The organism is Gilliamella sp. wkB292, assembly GCF_001690235.1.
Taxonomy (GTDB): Bacteria; Pseudomonadota; Gammaproteobacteria; order Enterobacterales; family Orbaceae; genus Gilliamella; species Gilliamella apicola_F.
Window position 1 is genome coordinate 77,654 of the sequence record NZ_LZGO01000077.1, and the last position, 18,199, is coordinate 95,852.

Genomic DNA, 18,199 nt, shown 5'->3' on the forward strand with positions numbered 1-18,199 from the left:
TCAAACAGGTGTGATTTTAAGGTTAGACATCTTATTTACTAAAAAGTTCTCTTGATTTTAAGAAAAATTTATACATAATTTACGGTACTGTAAAAAGTAGATAAAAATAATAGAAGTACTATTGTTTTTGGATGAATGATTTTTGTACAAATGACACATGACTTAATGGATAGTGTCAATATTAAAATAACCGTGAGGGTAAAAAATGAAACGTAATCTATTAGCAATCGCTATTCCTGCACTTTTAGTTGCAGCTGGCGCAAATGCATCTATCGAAGTATGGAATAAAGATGGTAATAAAGTTGACTTTTATGGTCGTGTAAAAGCAGCTAACAATATCACTGATCGTGGACAAGTTGGTGAAGGTGATGACACTTCTGCTCGTCTAGGTATGTCTGGTCAAACTCAAATTACTGACAGCGTAACTGGATATGGTCGTTGGGAATATGAAGCGAAAGCGGGTAAAGATTCTCATAATGAAGTACGTTATGCATTTGCTGGTTTGAACTTTGGTGATTTTGGTTCATTTGATTATGGTCGTAATGATGGTGTGTTAAAAGCAATTACAGCTTATACTGACGTATTACCACAATTTGGTGGTGATGCTGCAAATAATGAGTGGAATGTACTTTCAGCTAGAACTAAAGCAGTTGCAACCTACCGTAACAATAATTTCTTTGGTTTAACTGATGATGTAAGTTTTGCATTACAATATGCTGATAATGGTGATAATTCTAATACATTAGATCGTTTTAAAAGTGATTTAGATAACGATGTATCAGTATCAAGAGAAGCTTATGGTGTAAACGCTCAATGGCGTATCTTTGATACTGGTTTAACTGCTGGTGCCGGTTATGCGCAATCTACTTCAAGTGATCATCGTCATAATACTTGGACTGCTGGTCTAAAATATGATAACTACAATTTATATTTAGCTGCTAACTATTTCCAAAGTAAATTAAAAAATCGTACCATCTCAGTTTTTGATGATCAAGGTGTAGAAGAAGGATCAGGTGTAAGCAATATAAAAATTAAAGGTATCGAGTTAGTTGCTCAGTATGGCTTTGATTTAGAAGTGGGTCGTTTAACACCTTCTTTAGCTTATGTACAACATAAGGGTAAAGTAGATTCATTCCATGATGAAGAAGATTATGATGTTCGTTACGGTTCAAAAAACTCACCTCTTGCTAAATATGTTTCTGTAGGCGCAACTTACGATTTAAATAAAAACTTTAGTGCGATTGTTGAATATAAATTCAACTTACTTGATCGCAAAGATATTGGTGCTGAGGAAAACACTAAAGTACAACGTGATCGTCATGCAAACAAACCAGGTACTAAAGATGTGTTAGGTGTTGGTTTAATTTACCAATTCTAATTTATATTCTTAATATCTTATAAAAAGGCACTTAGGTGCCTTTTTTCATAATTATTGAAATTTATTTCATATCAAAACACATTTTATGCTTAAAAAATTTTATAGTAAGTATTAAAATTATCGTAAATTTTTAGAATTTATTAAATAAACATTGTTAAATATACTACGTGCATTATTTATTGGTCATTGTTGGTTAATATTAATATTGCATAAAACGTATAATTACTCTGGATTAGTAGTAATTTATGGGTCAAAAGCAAAGTATTTTGCCTTATTTAGTAATATAAAAATACCTACGAGGGTAAAAAAATGAAACGTAATCTATTAGCTATTGCTATTCCTGCATTATTAGTAGCAGGTACGGCGAGTGCTTCTATCGAAGTATGGAATAAAGACGGTAATAAAGTTGATTTTTATGGGCGTGTTTATGCGCTAAATTATATCACCGACCGTGATAATCAAACTGGTGAAGGTGATAAAACCACTGCACGTTTAGGTATGTCAGGTCAAACTCAAGTTACTGAGAACATTACCGGTTATGGTCGCTGGGAATACGAGGCAAAAACTGGTTCAAACGCTGAAAACGAAACGCGTTATGCTTATGCAGGTATGAACTTTGGTGATCTAGGTTCATTTGACTATGGTCGTAATGATGGTGTGTTAAAAACGTTAACTTCTTATACTGACGTATTACCTGAGTTTGGTGGTGATGCATCGGATAATGATCTTTATGCATTAAGTGCTCGTACTAAAGCGGTTGCAACTTATCGTAATAGTGATTTCTTTGGTTTAGTAAACGGTTTACGTTTTGCTGTTCAATATGCCGATAATGGCGATAATAGCTCAACAAGCTATTTTAATAAACATGATCGTGATGGTCACGACAGTGCTGAAGCTTGGGGTTCAGTAGTTGATTGGGATGTATTAGATACAGGCCTATCTATTGGTGCAGGTTATGCGCAAACTGGTGGTCATAAAGATGCAAAAGCGTGGTCAGCGGGTGTGAAATATGATAATAACAACCTATATTTAGCCGCATTATATATTCAAGGCAAACAAAAATATGGTTGGGATAATGCTTCAGCTACCCATAGTGCCGATGATTTAAAAACTAAAGGTTACGAAGTTGTCGCACAATATGGTATCGACTTTGATATTGGTCGCTTAACCCCATCTGTTGCTTATATTCAACATCGTGTACAAGACGCTTCAAGCTTTTCAAGAAGTGGCGATGCAGGACTTAAAGGTAATGACTTAATTAAGTATGTTGATGTTGGTTTGACTTATGACTTCAACAAAAATTTACAAGCTATCCTTGATTATAAAATCAACTTGTTAGATAAAGATGACATCGGTGCTCGCCGTGCTTTATATGATGATAGCTCATTTAGTCGATCACAAATTAAAGCAACGACTAAAGATACTGTAGCATTAGGTTTAATTTACCAATTCTAATTACCCGTAAATTAGGTTTTTAAAAGGCACTTAGGTGCCTTTTTTATTGTCTTAAATCTAAGCAAATAACGCTTGCACTTTAATACATACTCTGTTAAAAACTATCGAATAATCATCGATAGGGACAATAATGATGCTTTACACAACGCGTAAATTGGCTGCTAAAAAAAATATTGCTTTAGTTGCTCATGATCACTTAAAAAGTACTTTATTAAATTGGTGCAGAAAAAACCGAGCAGAACTTGCACATCATAATCTATGTGGTACCGGCACGACAGGGAATTTAATTAAAAAAGAGATAGGGTTAAATATTACTCCAATGTTAAGTGGTCCAATGGGTGGCGATCAACAAATTGGTGCATTAATTGCCGAAGGTAAAATTGATATACTCATCTTTTTTTGGGATCCACTTAATGCAGTACCGCATGACCCCGATGTTAAAGCATTATTGCGTTTATCAACAGTTTGGAATATACCTGTTGCGACAAATGAAGCAACAGCTAATGCACTGATTCAATCAGCCATTTTTACCCAAGAAGTTGAAATTGAAATTCCTGATTACCAAAGATATTTAGCTGAAAGAGTAAAATAAGTGCCAATACCGTCGCAAATTCGTAAAACCGGTAAACAAATATTACTACTAGATAATTTATTTATTGTTCTAGGATTTTATGTTGTTTTTCCATTGGTTTCGACACACTTTGTTAGTCAAGTTGGTTGGAGTGCTTTGTTTGTCGGTTTTGCTTTAGGATTCAGACAATTTGTACAACAAGGATTTGGTATTATTGGTGGTGCTATTGCTGATCGCTTTGGTGCTAAACCGATGATTGTTTGTGGAATGTTTTTACGTTGCGTCGGGTTTATATCAATGGCTATTGCTAGTCAACCTTGGCTTTTATTACTATCTTGCTTACTTTCTGCTTTAGGTGGATTACTGTTTGATCCACCACGTATGGGACTGACCATCAAGTTTACCCGCCCACATGAGCGCGGTAAGTTTATTTCGCTGTTAATGATACAAGATAATGCCGGTGCAGTGATTGGTGCACTTATTGGTGGTATTTTGATTGATTATGATTTTCATTTAGTTTGTTGGTGTGGCGCATTTATTTTTTTCTTATGTGGTCTTTTCAACCTTTTCTTTTTGCCTGCTTATCATATTGCTATTGGTAAAGCTCCCATTGTCAATGGTATGAAAATGGTGCTTAAAGATAAAAAATTTACACGTTATGTCTTAACACTAACGGGTTATTATGTGCTTGGGGTACAAGTCATGTTGATGCTACCGCTAACTATTACCAATATTTCAGGAAGTTCAAGCTATGTGAAATGGATGTACGTGATTGAAGCAACTATTTCACTAATTCTGCTTTATCCTCTTGCCCGTTTTAGTGAAAAACATTTTAGATTAGATCAACGCCTTAAGTTTGGATTACTTTTGATGTCGGTTGCCTTTATAATAATTGGATTTACATCCCAATTATCTATTTTGCTATCTCTCATAGCGCTTTTTTACCTTGGTGCAATTATTGCAGAGCCGGCTAGAGAAACTTTAGCAACGGTGTTAACTAATCCAAAAGCCAAAGGTAGTTATATGGGATTTAGTCGATTAGGGCTTGCTTTAGGCGGATTTATTGGTTATACCGGTGCTGGATGGCTTTATGAAATTGCAATCAAGATGGGTTTTCCGCATTTGCCGTGGATTATTTTAACGTTAATTGGATTATTAACGTTAGGTTATTTACAATATCTATTTAAAGATGAACCACCTTTTAATTTAGTCAAGATGAAAAAAATTGATTAATCTCACCATATTTAAATAAAATTGCTTCACCAGTGTTTAATTTATGCCAAGTTTCATTTGAAGTTAACGGCATAGTTGAAATAATAGTAACAATATCATTTGGTGTAGTATGCTTTTGAAAATCGATTTCAACATCTTCATCAATTAACTTTGCTTTGCCAAAAGGTGCTTTGCGCGTAATCCAATGTAAATTAGTTGAACAATAAGCAAAAACATATTGTCCATTAGAAAGTAGCATATTAAATATGCCAAGTTGATTAAGTTCAAGTGCACATTGTTGGATATAAGTAAAAAGCTCAATATCATCAGTGGGTTGTTTTGGATATTTTTTATGTAACTGATTAATTAAGTAACAAAAAGCATATTCACTGTCGGTTAATCCAACAGGTTGAAAAATTCCCATATCCAGCTTTTCGTAATCAGTTAATTGCCCATTGTGGGCAAAAGTCCAATTTTTACCCCACAATTCTCGGGTAAAGGGGTGCGTGTTTTCAAGCGCTACCCCCCCACGATTTGCTTGACGAATATGGGCGATAACAGCCTTAGATTTAATTGGGTATTGCTGTACCATCTTAGCGATAGGTGAATAGCTACAAGGCTCAGGATCTTTAAACGTTCGGCAGCCTTTACCTTCATAAAAGGTAATACCCCAACCGTCTTTATGTGGTCCTTTATCTCCGCCACGTTTAATCAAACTCGTGAAGCTAAAACAAATATCAGTTGGCACGTTTGCGCTCATACCCAATAATTCACACATTTTAAGCCATCTCTTTTTCAATTAACATAATTAAAATATGAATAACTTTGATATGGATTTCTTGTACACGGTCAGCATAACCAAAATGTGGTACACGAATATCGACATCAGCCAGTCCATTCATTTTACCGCCGTCTTTACCGGTTAAGGTAATGATTTTCATCCCTTTTTGTTTAGCTGCGTCTATTGCTTTTAATACATTAGCTGAATTCCCTGAAGTTGAAATACCTAATAATACATCGCCTTTTTGTCCAACACCTTCAACATAACGTGAAAATATAGAATCAAATCCGAAATCATTGCCTACACAAGATATATGACTAACATCTGATATAGCTATTGCAGGATAAGCTGGACGATTATCACGGTAACGACCGGTTAACTCTTCAGCAAAATGCATAGCATCACAATGGGAACCACCATTGCCACATGATAAAACTTTACCACCTTGTTTAAATGCGTTAGCTATAAGCACAGCTGCTTGTTGGATTTTGTGAAGATTGCCGTCATCCGAAACAAAATTTACCAATACATTTAGTGCTTGGTTGAGTTCATCACGAATAGCATCAATATACATCTAAATTACCTCATAAATGAAAAATCTTACTACCATTGTAGTGCGTTCAAAACTGCTTGCAAGGGGTAATAAAAATAAAATGATAGATAGTGAAAAAAGTTGAAGTAAATTTGATTTATTAGCGTAGATATCAATCATAAAAAATTAACAAAATTGTTTAATTAAAATTTTTTTATATTACTCAAACTATTTAAGTTCTAATAAATAAAATCTTTGTATTTATTTTCCAATAAATTGTTAATCAAAACGAGGTTGTAGCGTTATTTGCTGATAGGATAAGCCTTCAAATCATGATATAATCAGCAAATATTTTCACCTACAATTAATCAAAGTGAAATTGCATTTATAATCGAACGATAAGGAATCACTATGCAAACAGTTAAAGGTAAAGTTGCTGCACCAAAAGCTAAAGTAGCTATAATTGTGGCACGTTTTAATCATTTTATTAATGAAAGTTTAGTAAACGGTGCTGTTGATGCGTTAACGCGTATTGGTCAAGTTGATGAAAAAAATATTACGGTTATTTGGGTACCAGGCGCTTATGAAATTCCGCTTACTGCAAAAGTTGCTGCACAATCTAAAAAATATGATGCTATTGTGGCTTTGGGGACAGTAATTAGAGGAAGCACTGCACATTTTGATTTTGTTGCAGGCGAGTCAAGCTCTGGCCTATTAAGTGCTAGTTTAGAATTTTCAATTCCAGTCGGTTTTGGCATTTTAACGACTGAAAGCATAGAACAAGCGGTTGAACGTGCTGGTACTAAAGCAGGTAATAAAGGTGCTGAAGCTGCATTAACTGCACTAGAAATGCTTAACGTTATCAAAACAATTAAGGAGTAATTTAGTGGCATTAGTTAATCCTCGTCGTCGAGCAAGAGAATGCGCCGTTCAAGCAATTTACTCTTGGCAAATATCTAGAAATGATCTTGCTGATGTTGAGACAAGTTTTATGACTGAACAAGATATGAAAGGTGTTGATACGAAATATTTTCGAGAGTTACTTCATGGTGTTGCTAAAAACACTACAGAGTTAGATGAAAAAATGGCACCTTATCTTACAGAAAGAACAGTAGATGAGCTTGGTCAAGTTGAGTTAGCCGTATTGAGAATTGCACTCTATGAATTAATGAAACGTCACGATGTGCCTTATAAGGTTGTTATTAATGAAGCTATCGATTTAACTAAAACTTTCGGAGCAGAAGATAGCCATAAATTTGTCAACGGTGTTTTAGATAAAATTGCGCCAACCATTCGTACACGATAACCAATTATTTTGAGATAACTATGAACGATAATACTGAAAAAAATAAACCAGCTATTTTTTACGCTACAACTAATGAGCCTAAAAAGCATTCTCGAACCAATAAAGAAAAAATTAGTGGGCATAAAGATAAGCGCAAAGATAATTCTTTTCAGTTTAACGCTAAAGGAAGAGATAAGCGTAATAATGATCGAATTGAAACGTTCAAACCTAAAACGAACTTTGTCAAACAAAGTATTATTGTTGAAGTAAATAAATCTGCGTACGATTTACAAGATGAAAATGAATCCCCTTGGCGCAAAAAAGTACGGGATAATGATCAAAGCCCTACATTTGGTTATGATGGCTATCGTCAACGTAAAGAAGAAACTTTAGTTTATAGTGAAAACAGTTGTAAATCGGTCTTTAAGCACCGCCGCGCGGCAATTGTAAAATTGTTCATTACGCAAGAAATGACTTATCAATTTAGGGATTTAATTAATTGGTTAGTTAAACAACGTTTAGGCTACGATATTGTTTCAAATGAGCAAATTGCCAAAATAACTCAAACTTCGCATCATGGTGGTGTTTGTTTGATTGTTAAAAAACGTGTTGCTATCACTATGTTTGACTATTTAGACAAATATCATGATAAACAGCAAGATTGTATTTTAGCGATTGATGATGTAAATAATCCTCATAATTTGGGGGGATTAATTCGTAGCGCTGCATTTTATAAAGTAAATGCTGTTATGCTACGACAAACTAATTTACTTGATAGTGGCGCAGCTATGCGGGTGGCAGAAGGGGGAATTGAAGCGGTTGAATCAATAAAAAGCGATGATTTTATTGTTTCACTTGATCAATTCAAACAGCATGGTTATCAGATTATTGTTTTATTACCTTGTCAGGTAAAATCAATTGCCTCAACAGAATTAGCAAAAGTTGAGTTTCATAAAAAAACGGTATTAGTCATATTCCAACAAATAAATATAAAATTAGTACAATGTGCTGATGTGGTTGTTCATTTGAAGGGGAATGATAACATGCCTTCACTTAATATCTCTGTTGCAACAGGTATTACTTTATCCTCAATGCAATATTAAAATATTTTATGTTATTGTTGACTATTTACTATGTTGAATAGTCAAAGTAACAAAAATGCTACAAAAACATTAAAATAGCATCAATTCATTAGACAATGTTAATATTTTCTGTACATTGTTAGCAGGATTTCAATGCGTTGGTAATAGTCATGGTATCTAAACATAAAGTTGGTTTGATTTTCGGTAAATTTTACCCTTTACATTGTGGTCATATCTATCTAATTGAAAAAGCGATGACACAAGTTGATGAACTCCATATCATGTTAGGCTGTGAGGCAAATCGTGATAAACAACTTTTTGCAAGCAGTCGCCTACCTAAACAACCGCAAGTGTGTGACCGTTTTTCGTGGTTACAAGAAACGTTTAAAGATCGCCATAATATTCATGTACATATTTTAGATGAATCTGACATTGAATATTATCCAAATGGTTGGCAAGATTGGAGTGATCGGGTAAAACAGATTTTAACTGAGTATAAAATAGAACCTACTGTGGTTTTTACCAGTGAACCGCAAGACATTAAAAATCATGAATTATATTTTCATTGTCCAGTCGTGTTAGTCGATGCTAATCGCGATTTTATTAACATTAGTGCGACTCAAATTCGTGAAAATCCATATCAAAATTGGTCTTTTATTGCCAAAGCTGCTAAACCTTTTTTTGTCAAAAAAATAGCAATTATTGGACAGGGAAAATTCAATGAGCTCTCTTTACAATTAGCTAATATCTATAACACACAATATGTAACAAATGGTTATATTAATTACATTGAACGTGAAATATCAACCCCTTATAATCAGCGTTATTTGAGTGAAACTGATTATATCCGTATTGCAATGTTACATGTGGAGCGGTTATCAAAAGCGATTGAAACGAGTAATAAGGTGCTTTTTACTTCAATCGATTTCGAAACACTATCTCAATACTATACGCAAATCTTTCAAAAAGAACATGAGGTTTTAAACGGATTGAAACAGAGCTATCATTTCGATTTAGTTATTCATCAACAAGATCTTAATTCGTCTAATACGATGTTACAAAATTTTGAAGCTATTTCTAAAATGGTTGAGTCATTGTTGATTTAGTTCATCACATTTACAGTGGCTTATGCTAAAATAAGCTAACTCGATGTGATAGGTAAATTTTTATGTCTCAATCCCCTGATAAACAAGATAATAAAGAACAAGAAAAAATTGATTTTGGTTATACACAAGTTCTAAAGCAAGAAAAAGTCAAACGAGTTGCAGAAGTATTTCATTCCGTTGCTGATAAGTACGATGTAATGAATGATCTTATGTCATTTGGTATTCATCGTATCTGGAAGAAGGTTACCATTGAATATAGTAGCGTACGTAAGGGCCAAAAAGTATTGGATTTAGCGGGTGGAACAGGTGATCTAACAGCTAAGTTTTCTCAACTAGTGGGGGATGATGGGCTAGTAGTGTTGGCTGATATTAATGAATCCATGCTAAAAGTTGGTCGAGACAAGTTACGCGACAAAGGCTTATTTAAAAATATAGAGTATGTACAAGCGAATGCAGAAGAACTGCCTTTTGCTGATAACTATTTTGATTGTATTACCATATCGTTTGGACTGCGTAATGTTACTGATAAACAAAAAGCATTGTGTTCGATGTGGCGGGTATTAAAACCAGGTGGTCGTTTACTTATTCTTGAGTTTTCTAAACCTCAATACAAAATTCTAAATAAAGCTTACGATTTGTATTCTTTCACGATGCTGCCATTAATGGGTAAAGTTGTGGCGAACGATGCCGATAGTTATCGTTATCTAGCTGAATCTATTCGTATGCATCCCGACCAAAAAACATTAAAGAAAATGATGGAAGATGCCGGTTTTGTTGATGTTAAATATCACAATATGACAGGCGGTATTGTGGCTTTGCATACTGGTTTTAAATTTTAAGGCGACATGCGACAACGATTATGACATTTTTTCGACTTTATAAAATATTGGCAGTATTTCGTGCATATCGATTAGATGAATTATTGCCAAAACACCATTCAGTAAGATGGCCTAAATTTTTGTCAAAGTGTTTATTTTGGATCCGCCCCAAAGCAAAACACCAAGAAATAGGGGAAAGACTACGTCAAGCTTTGCAAGAGTTAGGTCCAGTTTGGATTAAATTTGGACAGATGATTTCAACTAGGCGTGATGTTTTGCCGATACATATTGCAGATGCGCTGGCTAAATTACAAGATCAAGTCGACCCTTTTGATGGTAAAATTGCTAAACAACTAATTGAAAGTGCATTAGAACAACCCCTAGATTACTATTTTTCTAATTTTGATGAAAAACCGCTAGCATCCGCATCCATTGCTCAAGTGCATACAGCGATATTAAAGCGCAGCCAAGCTGAGATAATAATAAAAGTATTACGTCCAAATATTTTACCGGTCATTCGCTCCGATATTGACCTAATGTATTGGGCCGCTAATCAGTTGACTAAACGCGTTAAATCGGGCGAAAAATTACGTGCTTTAGAGATTGTACGCGATTACGAAAGTACCTTATTAAAAGAGCTAGACTTACAGCAAGAAGCTTACAATACAGCTAGATTACGTGATAATTTCATCAATAGTGATATTTTGTATATACCGTATGTCTACCAAGATCTATGTCGAAAAAACATATTAGTTGAAGAGCGAATTAGAGGTGTTCCAATAGCCGATATTGAACAACTCAAGCATCAAAAAGTTAATATGAAATTACTGGCTGAACGTGGTGTTCAAGCTTTTTTTACCCAAGTGTTTCGTGATAATTTTTTTCATGCAGATATGCATCCCGGTAATATCTTTGTTGATATTACTGATGTACAAAATCCAAGATACATCGGCATTGATTGTGCTATTGTCGGTGTGTTAAGTGAAGATGATCAACGTTATCTTGCTGAAAACTTTCTTGCTTTTTTTAATCGGGATTATCGCAAAATCGCTGAAACTTATATCGCTTCGGGTTGGGTGCCTGAAACAACTGACGCAACTGCTCTTGAAATGGCAATGCGCAATGTTTGCGAGCCTGCTTTTGCTAAACCATTGTCAGCGATATCTTTTTCACAAATTTTACTACAATTATTTCAAGTTGCCCGTCAATTTAATATGGATATACAACCTCAATTAACTTTACTTGAAAAAACGTTATTTTACATAGAAGGATTAGGACGTCAGCTCTATCCCGAACTTGATTTATGGCAAACTGCTAAACCATTTTTAGAAAAATGGTATGAAGATAAGTATAGCGCTAAAAAAATATTACAACAATTTTGGACAGCATTACCGCAGTGGCGCACAATTTTGCCTGAATTACCTGTTAGACTAAATGATAATGGGCGCATGACAAAGCAGTTGAGTCAACAATTAACACAAATCCAGCAAGAGATAAAACAGAGTAAAAAGCGCGAATCTTATCTCTTGGGATTCACGGTTGTTATCAGTCTATTATGTATAATGGCGCTGATCATTCATTAGCATGTTATTTTAAAATCTTATAAATTAAGTGTATAATTTGTTTACCTAAGCTTGTTGGAGAAAGTTATCATGATGCCAAGTTTACCCCAACTATTAATATTGATTGCTGTTGTTGTATTATTATTTGGAACTAAAAAATTACGTTCATTAGGATCGGATCTTGGTGCGTCTATCAAAGGCTTTAAAAAAGCGATGAATGACGATGATGACAAACAAGATCGTAATGATTCACAACAAGTTGGAAATCTTGATTCTTCCGATAATAATACTAATAAAAAAGAGTAGCCTGTGTTTGATATTAGCTTTGGGCAATTACTATTAGTGATGATTCTTGGGCTGGTTGTATTAGGTCCCGAGCGCTTGCCTGTGGCAATTAAAACCGTTGCTGGCTGGATCAAAGTACTTCGTCGCATGTCAGCGACTGTACAATTAGAGTTAAATAAAGAACTTAAATTACAAGAGTTACAAAATAGTTTAAAAAAAGCTGAACAAAGTGGCTTAAAAACGCTCACTCCCGAGATTCAAGCGTCAATTGACGATTTAAAACGCGTTACCGAATCATTACAAAAAGAAATTGATTCAGCCGCTCACATTGATACTCCAACTCATTCTGATAAAGATAAATCATGACAGAAGACGCTACACAACCGTTAATTGGACATCTTATCGAGCTTCGGACTCGACTTTTACGCTGTATTATCTGTATTTTACTGGTATTAATTTGTTTACTCTATTTCTCAAATGATATTTATCATATTGTAGCAAATCCTTTAATTAGCCAATTACCGCAAGGCAGCAGTATGATTGCGACCGATATCGCGGCTCCTTTTTTTACCCCAATTAAACTCACCGCTATAGTCGCTATTTTTATTTCGATTCCTTATGTACTTTACCAAATTTGGGGATTTATTGCTCCTGCCCTCTATCAGCATGAAAAACGTTTGGTTATGCCACTGATAGTATCAAGTACTGTACTTTTTTATATGGGGATCGCTTTTGCTTATTTTGTGGTGTTTCCATTAGCATTTTACTTTTTTATTCACACTGCACCAGTTGATGTTGCGATTAATACCGATATTACGAAGTATCTTGATTTTGTCATGACACTTTTTATTGTATTTGGTTTTGCTTTTGAAGTGCCTGTAGCCATTATATTGCTCTGTTGGACAGGTGTTACCACACCCAAAAATTTAAGAAAAAAACGCCCATATATTATTGTTGGTGTATTTGCTGTCGCTATGTTTGTGACCCCACCTGATGTATTTTCACAAATTCTTTTAGCGATTCCTATCTGTTTATTGTTTGAAATTGGTACTTTTTTTGCGAGGTTTTATCGCCCAAGAACCACAGATATCAAAGACGATGAAGATGATAGTGAATCAAATAAAACTGAATAAGTCGTTATATAAAAATATAAATGATAAGTAAAGGATAATTATTGATAATGAAAACTTCATTACCTGATTTTAGTCAAGCCAATGTATTAGTTGTTGGTGATATCATGTTAGATCGCTATTGGTATGGTGGAACCAATCGTATATCGCCTGAAGCGCCTGTACCTGTGGTTAAAATTGATGCATTAGAAGAGCGGCCAGGTGGCGCTGCCAATGTAGCAATGAATATTACTTCATTAAGTGGTAATGTTCGTTTAATTGGCTTAACAGGTATTGATGAAGCCGCTAAAATTTTAGATGAAGAATTAAGCAAACATCATGTTCATTGTGATTTTGTTGCTGTTTCTACTCATCCAACCATAACTAAACTAAGAGTACTTTCGCGAAATCAACAATTGATTCGAATCGATTTTGAAGAAGGATTTGATAAAGTTGATGCTAGCCCAATTTTAGAGCGTATACAAACTGCATTAACTACACATAAAGTATTAGTTTTATCTGATTATGCAAAAGGTGCTTTATCATCAGTACAAAAGATGATTGATCTTGCTAATCAGGCTAATGTTCCTATTTTGGTTGATCCTAAAGGAACTGACTTTGAGCGTTACCGCGGCGCAACGTTACTGACGCCAAATATGTCAGAATTTGAAGCAGTGGTAGGGCACTGTGATAGTGAGCAAGAAATTGTCGAAAAAGGGCTTGCACTTATCAAAAAATATCAACTAAAAGCACTACTTGTTACGCGTAGTGAAAAAGGCATGACACTATTACAGTTAGACAAACCAACTTATCATTTACCGACCCAAGCTAAAGAAGTTTTTGATGTCACTGGTGCTGGCGATACTGTGATAGCCACATTAGCAGCGGCTTTAGCATCAGGTCAATCGCTCGAAGATAGCTGTTATTTAGCCAATGCGGCTGCGGGGGTAGTAGTCGGTAAATTAGGTACCTCTACAGTATCACAAGTCGAGCTGGAAAATGCTATTCGCGCTCGAAAAGATAATGGTTTTGGTGTTATGACTGAGGATGAACTAAAAGAAGAAGTTAAAAAAGCGAGACAACGCGGTGAAAAAATTGTCATGACTAATGGCTGTTTTGATATTTTACATGCCGGTCATGTTTCCTATCTAGCCAATGCTCGAAAATTGGGAGATCGCTTGATTGTAGCGGTTAATAGCGATGCATCGGTAAAACAATTAAAAGGTGAATCAAGACCGATTAACCCACTTATGCAACGTATGATTGTCTTAGGTGCGCTTGATTCAGTTGATTGGGTGGTACCATTTGACGAACAAACACCGCAACGACTGATCGCTAATATATTACCTGATGTATTAGTTAAAGGCGGTGACTATAAACCAGAGGATATTGCTGGGGGTAAAGAGGTGATTGATGCTGGCGGCATTGTCAAAGTACTTAATTTTGAAGATGGTTGTTCAACGACAAATATTATTAACAAGATTAAAAGTCGTTAAATATCATTTTATTAATAAGACTACTTGAGTTAAGCAGGTAGTCTTATTAGCTGTAAAAATTTTTTTTACGCTTTAATTAATATAACACCAGCGTTAATCGTTTCAACTGCTACTAATAAGTTTGTGCTAACTAGAATCATTATATGATGTGTAATAATGTATATGGTTAGTGCGACCACTAAACATTTTGGATAACAAGTAAAATTATCATTGTTAGAATTAAGTTTAGCTATTACTATTGAGTGTTAGCTTAACCACCTAATATCGCAGCAGTTAATATCAATAAAATAGCTATATTTGGTTAATATCTCTGTAATCCCCATTGAATTTTTTGATTAAAAATCAGATCAATAGACATTGTTATTACATAATAGTATTAATTTAATTATTTAAATTATCCTTTTTTACTTTTGAAGTTACTAGGAAATACAAATCTTGGTCGCGTAATTAATCGTTAATAACTATCATTAAATTTTAAATTTAATACTTTTTTTATTATCTCGTTTGTGCAAAGCTATAGTTAAATGAAGACAACGAGTATTAAGGATATTGAATGACGAAACATTATGATTATATTGCCATCGGTGGTGGTAGTGGTGGTATTGCGTCAGTTAACAGAGCGGCGTCATACGGAAAAAAATGTGCAATTATTGAAGCAAAATTATTAGGTGGTACCTGTGTAAATGTTGGTTGTGTACCTAAAAAGGTGATGTGGTATGGTGCGCAAATTGCCGAAGCAATAAAACATTATGGTCCAGATTATGGATTTGATACAACGATAAATCAATTTAATTGGGATAAATTAATTGAGAGTAGAAGTGCTTATATTGATCGTATTCATCAATCTTATGATAACGTGCTACGTAAAAATAAGGTAGATGTGATTCAAGGATATGCTAAATTTATTGATTCACATACCGTTGAAGTAAATGGTGAATGTTATAGCGCGGATCATATTTTAATTGCAGTTGGTGGTAAACCAACTATACCTAACATTCCTGGTGCGCAGTATGGTATTACTTCTGATGGTTTTTTTGCATTGAAAGCATTACCAAAGCGTGTTGCAGTTGTTGGAGCGGGTTATATAGCTTGTGAAATTGCCAGTGTATTACATTCATTAGGCGCACAAACTCATCAATTTATTCGTAAAGCGACACCATTACGTTCTTTTGATCCACTTATTGTTGAGACATTAATGGAGGTTATTAAGACAGAAGGCCAAACTTTGCATACTTTTGCTATTCCTCAGTCTGTTACTAAAAATAGTGATAATTCATTAATATTAACGTTAGAAAATGGCGAAAGTTATACTGTTGATTGTGTGATTTGGGCAATTGGCCGAGAACCAGCAACCAACGATCTAAACTTATCCGCAGCAGGGGTAAAAACTAATGATAATGGCTTTGTTGTGGTCGATAAATATCAAAATACCAATGTTCCTGGTATTTATTCTGTTGGTGATGATACAGGTGCTATCGCTCTAACACCTGTTGCCGTGGCAGCTGGACGACGCTTATCTGAACGATTATTTAATAATAAAGTGGATGAGCATTTAGACTATACTAACATTCCAACAGTTGTATTTACTCATCCAGCAATCGGTACGGTTGGTTTAACTGAACCTGAAGCAATTGCACAATTTGGTGAGCAAAATGTAAAAGTATACACCTCAACTTTTACTGCAATGTATACTGCGGTCACAACGCATCGTCAACCATGTCGAATGAAGTTAGTGTGTGTTGGTAAAGACGAAAAAATTGTCGGAATCCATGGCATGGGTTATGGTATGGACGAAATGCTGCAAGGTTTTGCTGTGGCGCTTAAAATGGGTGCAACCAAAAAAGATTTTGATAATACTGTCGCTATTCATCCAACAGCGGCTGAAGAATTTGTAACAATGCGATGATAATATTCAAATTCTAAAGTGACAACTTAATGAAAAAGCAGATCTATTTGATCTGCTTTTTTTACTAAAATGATTAATGATCCGCTTCGTTTTGCCAGCCGTTTTTAGCCAGAGGATAAAAACCAACAGCAACAGCAATTAGCGCAACAAATGAGATGTAAATTCCCGCACCTAAATAGCTATATTTACCTAATAAATGGTCAGGACTTAATAAATAAATGGTTAATGTAGGTGTAAAAGCACTAAATAGTGCATACGCTAAATTATAAGAAAATGATAAGCCTGAATAGCGAATAGCTGGTGGAAATGTTCTGGTACCAATAATTGGCGTCATGGCAATAGAACCAATAAACAGACCAAATATTGCCCAATTCCAATACAGTTTAGTTAATGACATATCTGGAGTTAATGAACTATAAAAATAGATGCTTGCAATAGCAAGACCACCCCACGTAATAACTACCGTTTTTGTAGTGCCTAATTTATCATCTAACCAACCAGAAATGACACAGCCTATGGTTAAAGTTAATGCCGCAATACAACCACCGATACGCCAATCAAGATTGGCAAAGTGATACATTCCTCCAACAATACGACCAGGTGTAATTAAAATACCGACCATGATTGCAGTGGATAATGACCAAGTTAATAAAGCTACAATAATACATGCAGTTTTATGTTTTTGTAGTACTGTAACCACAGGAATATTTTTTTCGATAGCCTTACGGGCAGCTAATTCTTTAAAAATTGGTGTTTCTGATAGGAATCGACGTAAATAAACTGAGATCACACCAAAAATACCACCAATAATAAATGGAATACGCCAAGCATAATCTAAAATATTTTCTTTGGTAAAATAAAGATCAATAATAATTGTTACAATAAAGCCAAGCATAATTCCACCAGTAATGCCTGATGTTAATGTGCCGACACCTAAACCATAGCGCTGTTTTGGCACATGTTCGGCAATAAACACCCATGCACCTGGCATTTCACCACCAATAGCTGCGCCTTGCAGCATACGCATCACTAATAGCAATAATGGTGCAAAAATACCTATCATTTCATAAGTAGGTAAAACACCAATGATAAATGTCGGTAACGCCATCATTGCCACACTTAAAGTGAACATTTTTTTACGTCCTACTTTATCGCCAAAGTGAGCCATAATAATGCCTCCAACTGGCCTTACCAAATAACCAGCAGCGAAGATACCCCACGCAAAAAGATCTAAAGTCAATGGCGATAAAGTGTGAGGTAAAAATAGCGGTTTGACAATGGTATCAATATATAGCGCGTAGATAACAAAGTCATAAAATTCTAACGTTCCTCCTAAAGAGGATAAGACTAATGTTTTTAAATCTTTACTGTTTAATGGCCGGGCATTAGGTTGCCACTGCGCATTGATTTCAGATTGACTCATGAAAAGACCTTATAATTATTGTTAAATTAAGATAGATAATAAAGAAACATACTTATTTTTGATTAAAACTAAATATAAAGCGCTCATTTTGCCACAAAAAAATGTGTTTTTTTTTATCATAAAAAAATTTAATGGATGTTATAAAACCGACTATTTGATTTATAATTTACTATAGCTAAATTATGTATAATGTTTTTT

At 34.7% G+C, this 18,199-nt stretch carries 18 protein-coding genes; 15 read left to right on the plus strand and 3 right to left on the minus strand.

Annotation, left to right across the window (positions count from 1 at the left end):
* The first annotated feature begins 205 nt into the window (after nucleotides 1-205).
* The 4 genes from A9G09_RS10425 (at nucleotide 206) to mdtH (ending at nucleotide 4,637) form a co-directional block, all read left to right on the plus strand.
* Nucleotides 206-1,378 (plus strand): TonB-dependent receptor, encoded by a 1,173-nt coding sequence (locus A9G09_RS10425; RefSeq protein WP_065634770.1) that lies wholly within the window; start codon nucleotides 206-208, stop codon nucleotides 1,376-1,378.
* A gap of 309 nt (nucleotides 1,379-1,687) precedes the next feature.
* Nucleotides 1,688-2,833: a porin gene (locus A9G09_RS10430; protein ID WP_065634771.1), complete on the plus strand. Its 1,146-nt coding sequence runs from the start codon at nucleotides 1,688-1,690 to the stop codon at nucleotides 2,831-2,833.
* Nucleotides 2,834-2,966: 133 nt separating this feature from the next.
* Nucleotides 2,967-3,425, plus strand: coding sequence for a methylglyoxal synthase (locus A9G09_RS10435; RefSeq protein WP_065634807.1), 459 nt, complete (start codon nucleotides 2,967-2,969; stop codon nucleotides 3,423-3,425).
* Nucleotides 3,426-4,637 carry a multidrug efflux MFS transporter MdtH gene (gene mdtH / locus A9G09_RS10440; RefSeq protein ID WP_065634772.1) on the plus strand — a complete coding sequence of 404 codons (1,212 nt, stop codon included), beginning with the start codon at nucleotides 3,426-3,428 and terminating at the stop codon, nucleotides 4,635-4,637.
* Here the strand turns inward: mdtH and A9G09_RS10445 are convergent.
* Entirely contained in the window at nucleotides 4,615-5,394 is a 780-nt protein-coding gene (locus tag A9G09_RS10445; RefSeq protein ID WP_065634773.1) for a class II glutamine amidotransferase, read from the minus strand. The genes mdtH and A9G09_RS10445 overlap by 23 nt on opposite strands.
* A 1-nt stretch (nucleotide 5,395) precedes the next feature.
* Entirely contained in the window at nucleotides 5,396-5,971 is a 576-nt protein-coding gene (lpcA, locus tag A9G09_RS10450) for a D-sedoheptulose 7-phosphate isomerase (protein WP_065634774.1), read from the minus strand.
* A gap of 369 nt (nucleotides 5,972-6,340) precedes the next feature.
* Between lpcA and ribE the strand changes: the two genes are divergently transcribed.
* The 11 genes from ribE to gorA all read left to right on the plus strand — a co-directional run bounded on the left by ribE (nucleotide 6,341) and on the right by gorA (nucleotide 16,578).
* Complete coding sequence (gene ribE / locus A9G09_RS10455; protein WP_065634775.1) at nucleotides 6,341-6,811, plus strand: 6,7-dimethyl-8-ribityllumazine synthase; 471 nt, start codon at nucleotides 6,341-6,343, stop codon at nucleotides 6,809-6,811.
* A gap of 4 nt (nucleotides 6,812-6,815) precedes the next feature.
* Nucleotides 6,816-7,235: a transcription antitermination factor NusB gene (gene nusB, locus A9G09_RS10460; RefSeq protein ID WP_065634776.1), complete on the plus strand. Its 420-nt coding sequence runs from the start codon at nucleotides 6,816-6,818 to the stop codon at nucleotides 7,233-7,235.
* Nucleotides 7,236-7,255: 20 nt separating this feature from the next.
* Nucleotides 7,256-8,317: a TrmH family RNA methyltransferase gene (locus A9G09_RS10465; protein WP_065634777.1), complete on the plus strand. Its 1,062-nt coding sequence runs from the start codon at nucleotides 7,256-7,258 to the stop codon at nucleotides 8,315-8,317.
* A gap of 149 nt (nucleotides 8,318-8,466) precedes the next feature.
* Complete coding sequence (nadR, locus tag A9G09_RS10470) at nucleotides 8,467-9,402, plus strand: multifunctional transcriptional regulator/nicotinamide-nucleotide adenylyltransferase/ribosylnicotinamide kinase NadR (protein WP_065634778.1); 936 nt, start codon at nucleotides 8,467-8,469, stop codon at nucleotides 9,400-9,402.
* Nucleotides 9,403-9,464: 62 nt separating this feature from the next.
* Entirely contained in the window at nucleotides 9,465-10,241 is a 777-nt protein-coding gene (gene ubiE, locus A9G09_RS10475) for a bifunctional demethylmenaquinone methyltransferase/2-methoxy-6-polyprenyl-1,4-benzoquinol methylase UbiE (RefSeq protein ID WP_065634779.1), read from the plus strand.
* Nucleotides 10,242-10,261: 20 nt separating this feature from the next.
* A complete protein-coding gene (gene ubiB / locus A9G09_RS10480) occupies nucleotides 10,262-11,803 on the plus strand; it encodes a ubiquinone biosynthesis regulatory protein kinase UbiB (RefSeq protein ID WP_065634780.1) in 1,542 nt (513 codons plus the stop codon).
* Nucleotides 11,804-11,869: 66 nt separating this feature from the next.
* Nucleotides 11,870-12,088 carry a twin-arginine translocase TatA/TatE family subunit gene (gene tatA, locus A9G09_RS10485; RefSeq protein WP_218056904.1) on the plus strand — a complete coding sequence of 73 codons (219 nt, stop codon included), beginning with the start codon at nucleotides 11,870-11,872 and terminating at the stop codon, nucleotides 12,086-12,088.
* A 3-nt stretch (nucleotides 12,089-12,091) separates the two neighbouring features.
* Nucleotides 12,092-12,433 carry a Sec-independent protein translocase protein TatB gene (gene tatB / locus A9G09_RS10490; RefSeq protein WP_065634782.1) on the plus strand — a complete coding sequence of 114 codons (342 nt, stop codon included), beginning with the start codon at nucleotides 12,092-12,094 and terminating at the stop codon, nucleotides 12,431-12,433.
* On the plus strand, nucleotides 12,430-13,200 hold the full coding sequence (gene tatC, locus A9G09_RS10495) for a twin-arginine translocase subunit TatC (RefSeq protein WP_065634783.1): 771 nt from the start codon (nucleotides 12,430-12,432) through the stop codon (nucleotides 13,198-13,200). The genes tatB and tatC overlap by 4 nt, the downstream gene beginning before the upstream one ends.
* Nucleotides 13,201-13,247: 47 nt before the next feature.
* Nucleotides 13,248-14,672 (plus strand): bifunctional D-glycero-beta-D-manno-heptose-7-phosphate kinase/D-glycero-beta-D-manno-heptose 1-phosphate adenylyltransferase HldE, encoded by a 1,425-nt coding sequence (gene hldE / locus A9G09_RS10500; RefSeq protein WP_065634784.1) that lies wholly within the window; start codon nucleotides 13,248-13,250, stop codon nucleotides 14,670-14,672.
* Nucleotides 14,673-15,225: 553 nt separating this feature from the next.
* Nucleotides 15,226-16,578: a glutathione-disulfide reductase gene (gene gorA, locus A9G09_RS10505; protein ID WP_065634785.1), complete on the plus strand. Its 1,353-nt coding sequence runs from the start codon at nucleotides 15,226-15,228 to the stop codon at nucleotides 16,576-16,578.
* A gap of 73 nt (nucleotides 16,579-16,651) precedes the next feature.
* On the opposite strand, the gene A9G09_RS10510 is transcribed toward gorA, so the two are convergent.
* Entirely contained in the window at nucleotides 16,652-18,001 is a 1,350-nt protein-coding gene (locus tag A9G09_RS10510) for an MFS transporter (protein ID WP_141671571.1), read from the minus strand.
* Between the last annotated feature and the right edge of the window lie 198 nt (nucleotides 18,002-18,199).

What these genes read in the sequence shown, in the direction of transcription:
- A9G09_RS10430 (WP_065634771.1), top strand. Translation starts at nt 1,688, where the DNA reads ATGAAACGTAATCTATTAGCTATTGCTATTCCTGCATTATTAGTAGCA.
- ubiB (WP_065634780.1), top strand. Translation starts at nt 10,262, where the DNA reads ATGACATTTTTTCGACTTTATAAAATATTGGCAGTATTTCGTGCATAT.
- hldE (WP_065634784.1), top strand. Translation starts at nt 13,248, where the DNA reads ATGAAAACTTCATTACCTGATTTTAGTCAAGCCAATGTATTAGTTGTT.
- tatC (WP_065634783.1), top strand. Translation starts at nt 12,430, where the DNA reads ATGACAGAAGACGCTACACAACCGTTAATTGGACATCTTATCGAGCTT.
- ubiE (WP_065634779.1), top strand. Translation starts at nt 9,465, where the DNA reads ATGTCTCAATCCCCTGATAAACAAGATAATAAAGAACAAGAAAAAATT.
- gorA (WP_065634785.1), top strand. Translation starts at nt 15,226, where the DNA reads ATGACGAAACATTATGATTATATTGCCATCGGTGGTGGTAGTGGTGGT.
- A9G09_RS10425 (WP_065634770.1), top strand. Translation starts at nt 206, where the DNA reads ATGAAACGTAATCTATTAGCAATCGCTATTCCTGCACTTTTAGTTGCA.
- ribE (WP_065634775.1), top strand. Translation starts at nt 6,341, where the DNA reads ATGCAAACAGTTAAAGGTAAAGTTGCTGCACCAAAAGCTAAAGTAGCT.
- lpcA (WP_065634774.1), bottom strand. Translation starts at nt 5,971, where the DNA reads ATGTATATTGATGCTATTCGTGATGAACTCAACCAAGCACTAAATGTA.
- A9G09_RS10510 (WP_141671571.1), bottom strand. Translation starts at nt 18,001, where the DNA reads ATGAGTCAATCTGAAATCAATGCGCAGTGGCAACCTAATGCCCGGCCA.
- A9G09_RS10445 (WP_065634773.1), bottom strand. Translation starts at nt 5,394, where the DNA reads ATGTGTGAATTATTGGGTATGAGCGCAAACGTGCCAACTGATATTTGT.
- A9G09_RS10435 (WP_065634807.1), top strand. Translation starts at nt 2,967, where the DNA reads ATGCTTTACACAACGCGTAAATTGGCTGCTAAAAAAAATATTGCTTTA.
- nadR (WP_065634778.1), top strand. Translation starts at nt 8,467, where the DNA reads ATGGTATCTAAACATAAAGTTGGTTTGATTTTCGGTAAATTTTACCCT.
- A9G09_RS10465 (WP_065634777.1), top strand. Translation starts at nt 7,256, where the DNA reads ATGAACGATAATACTGAAAAAAATAAACCAGCTATTTTTTACGCTACA.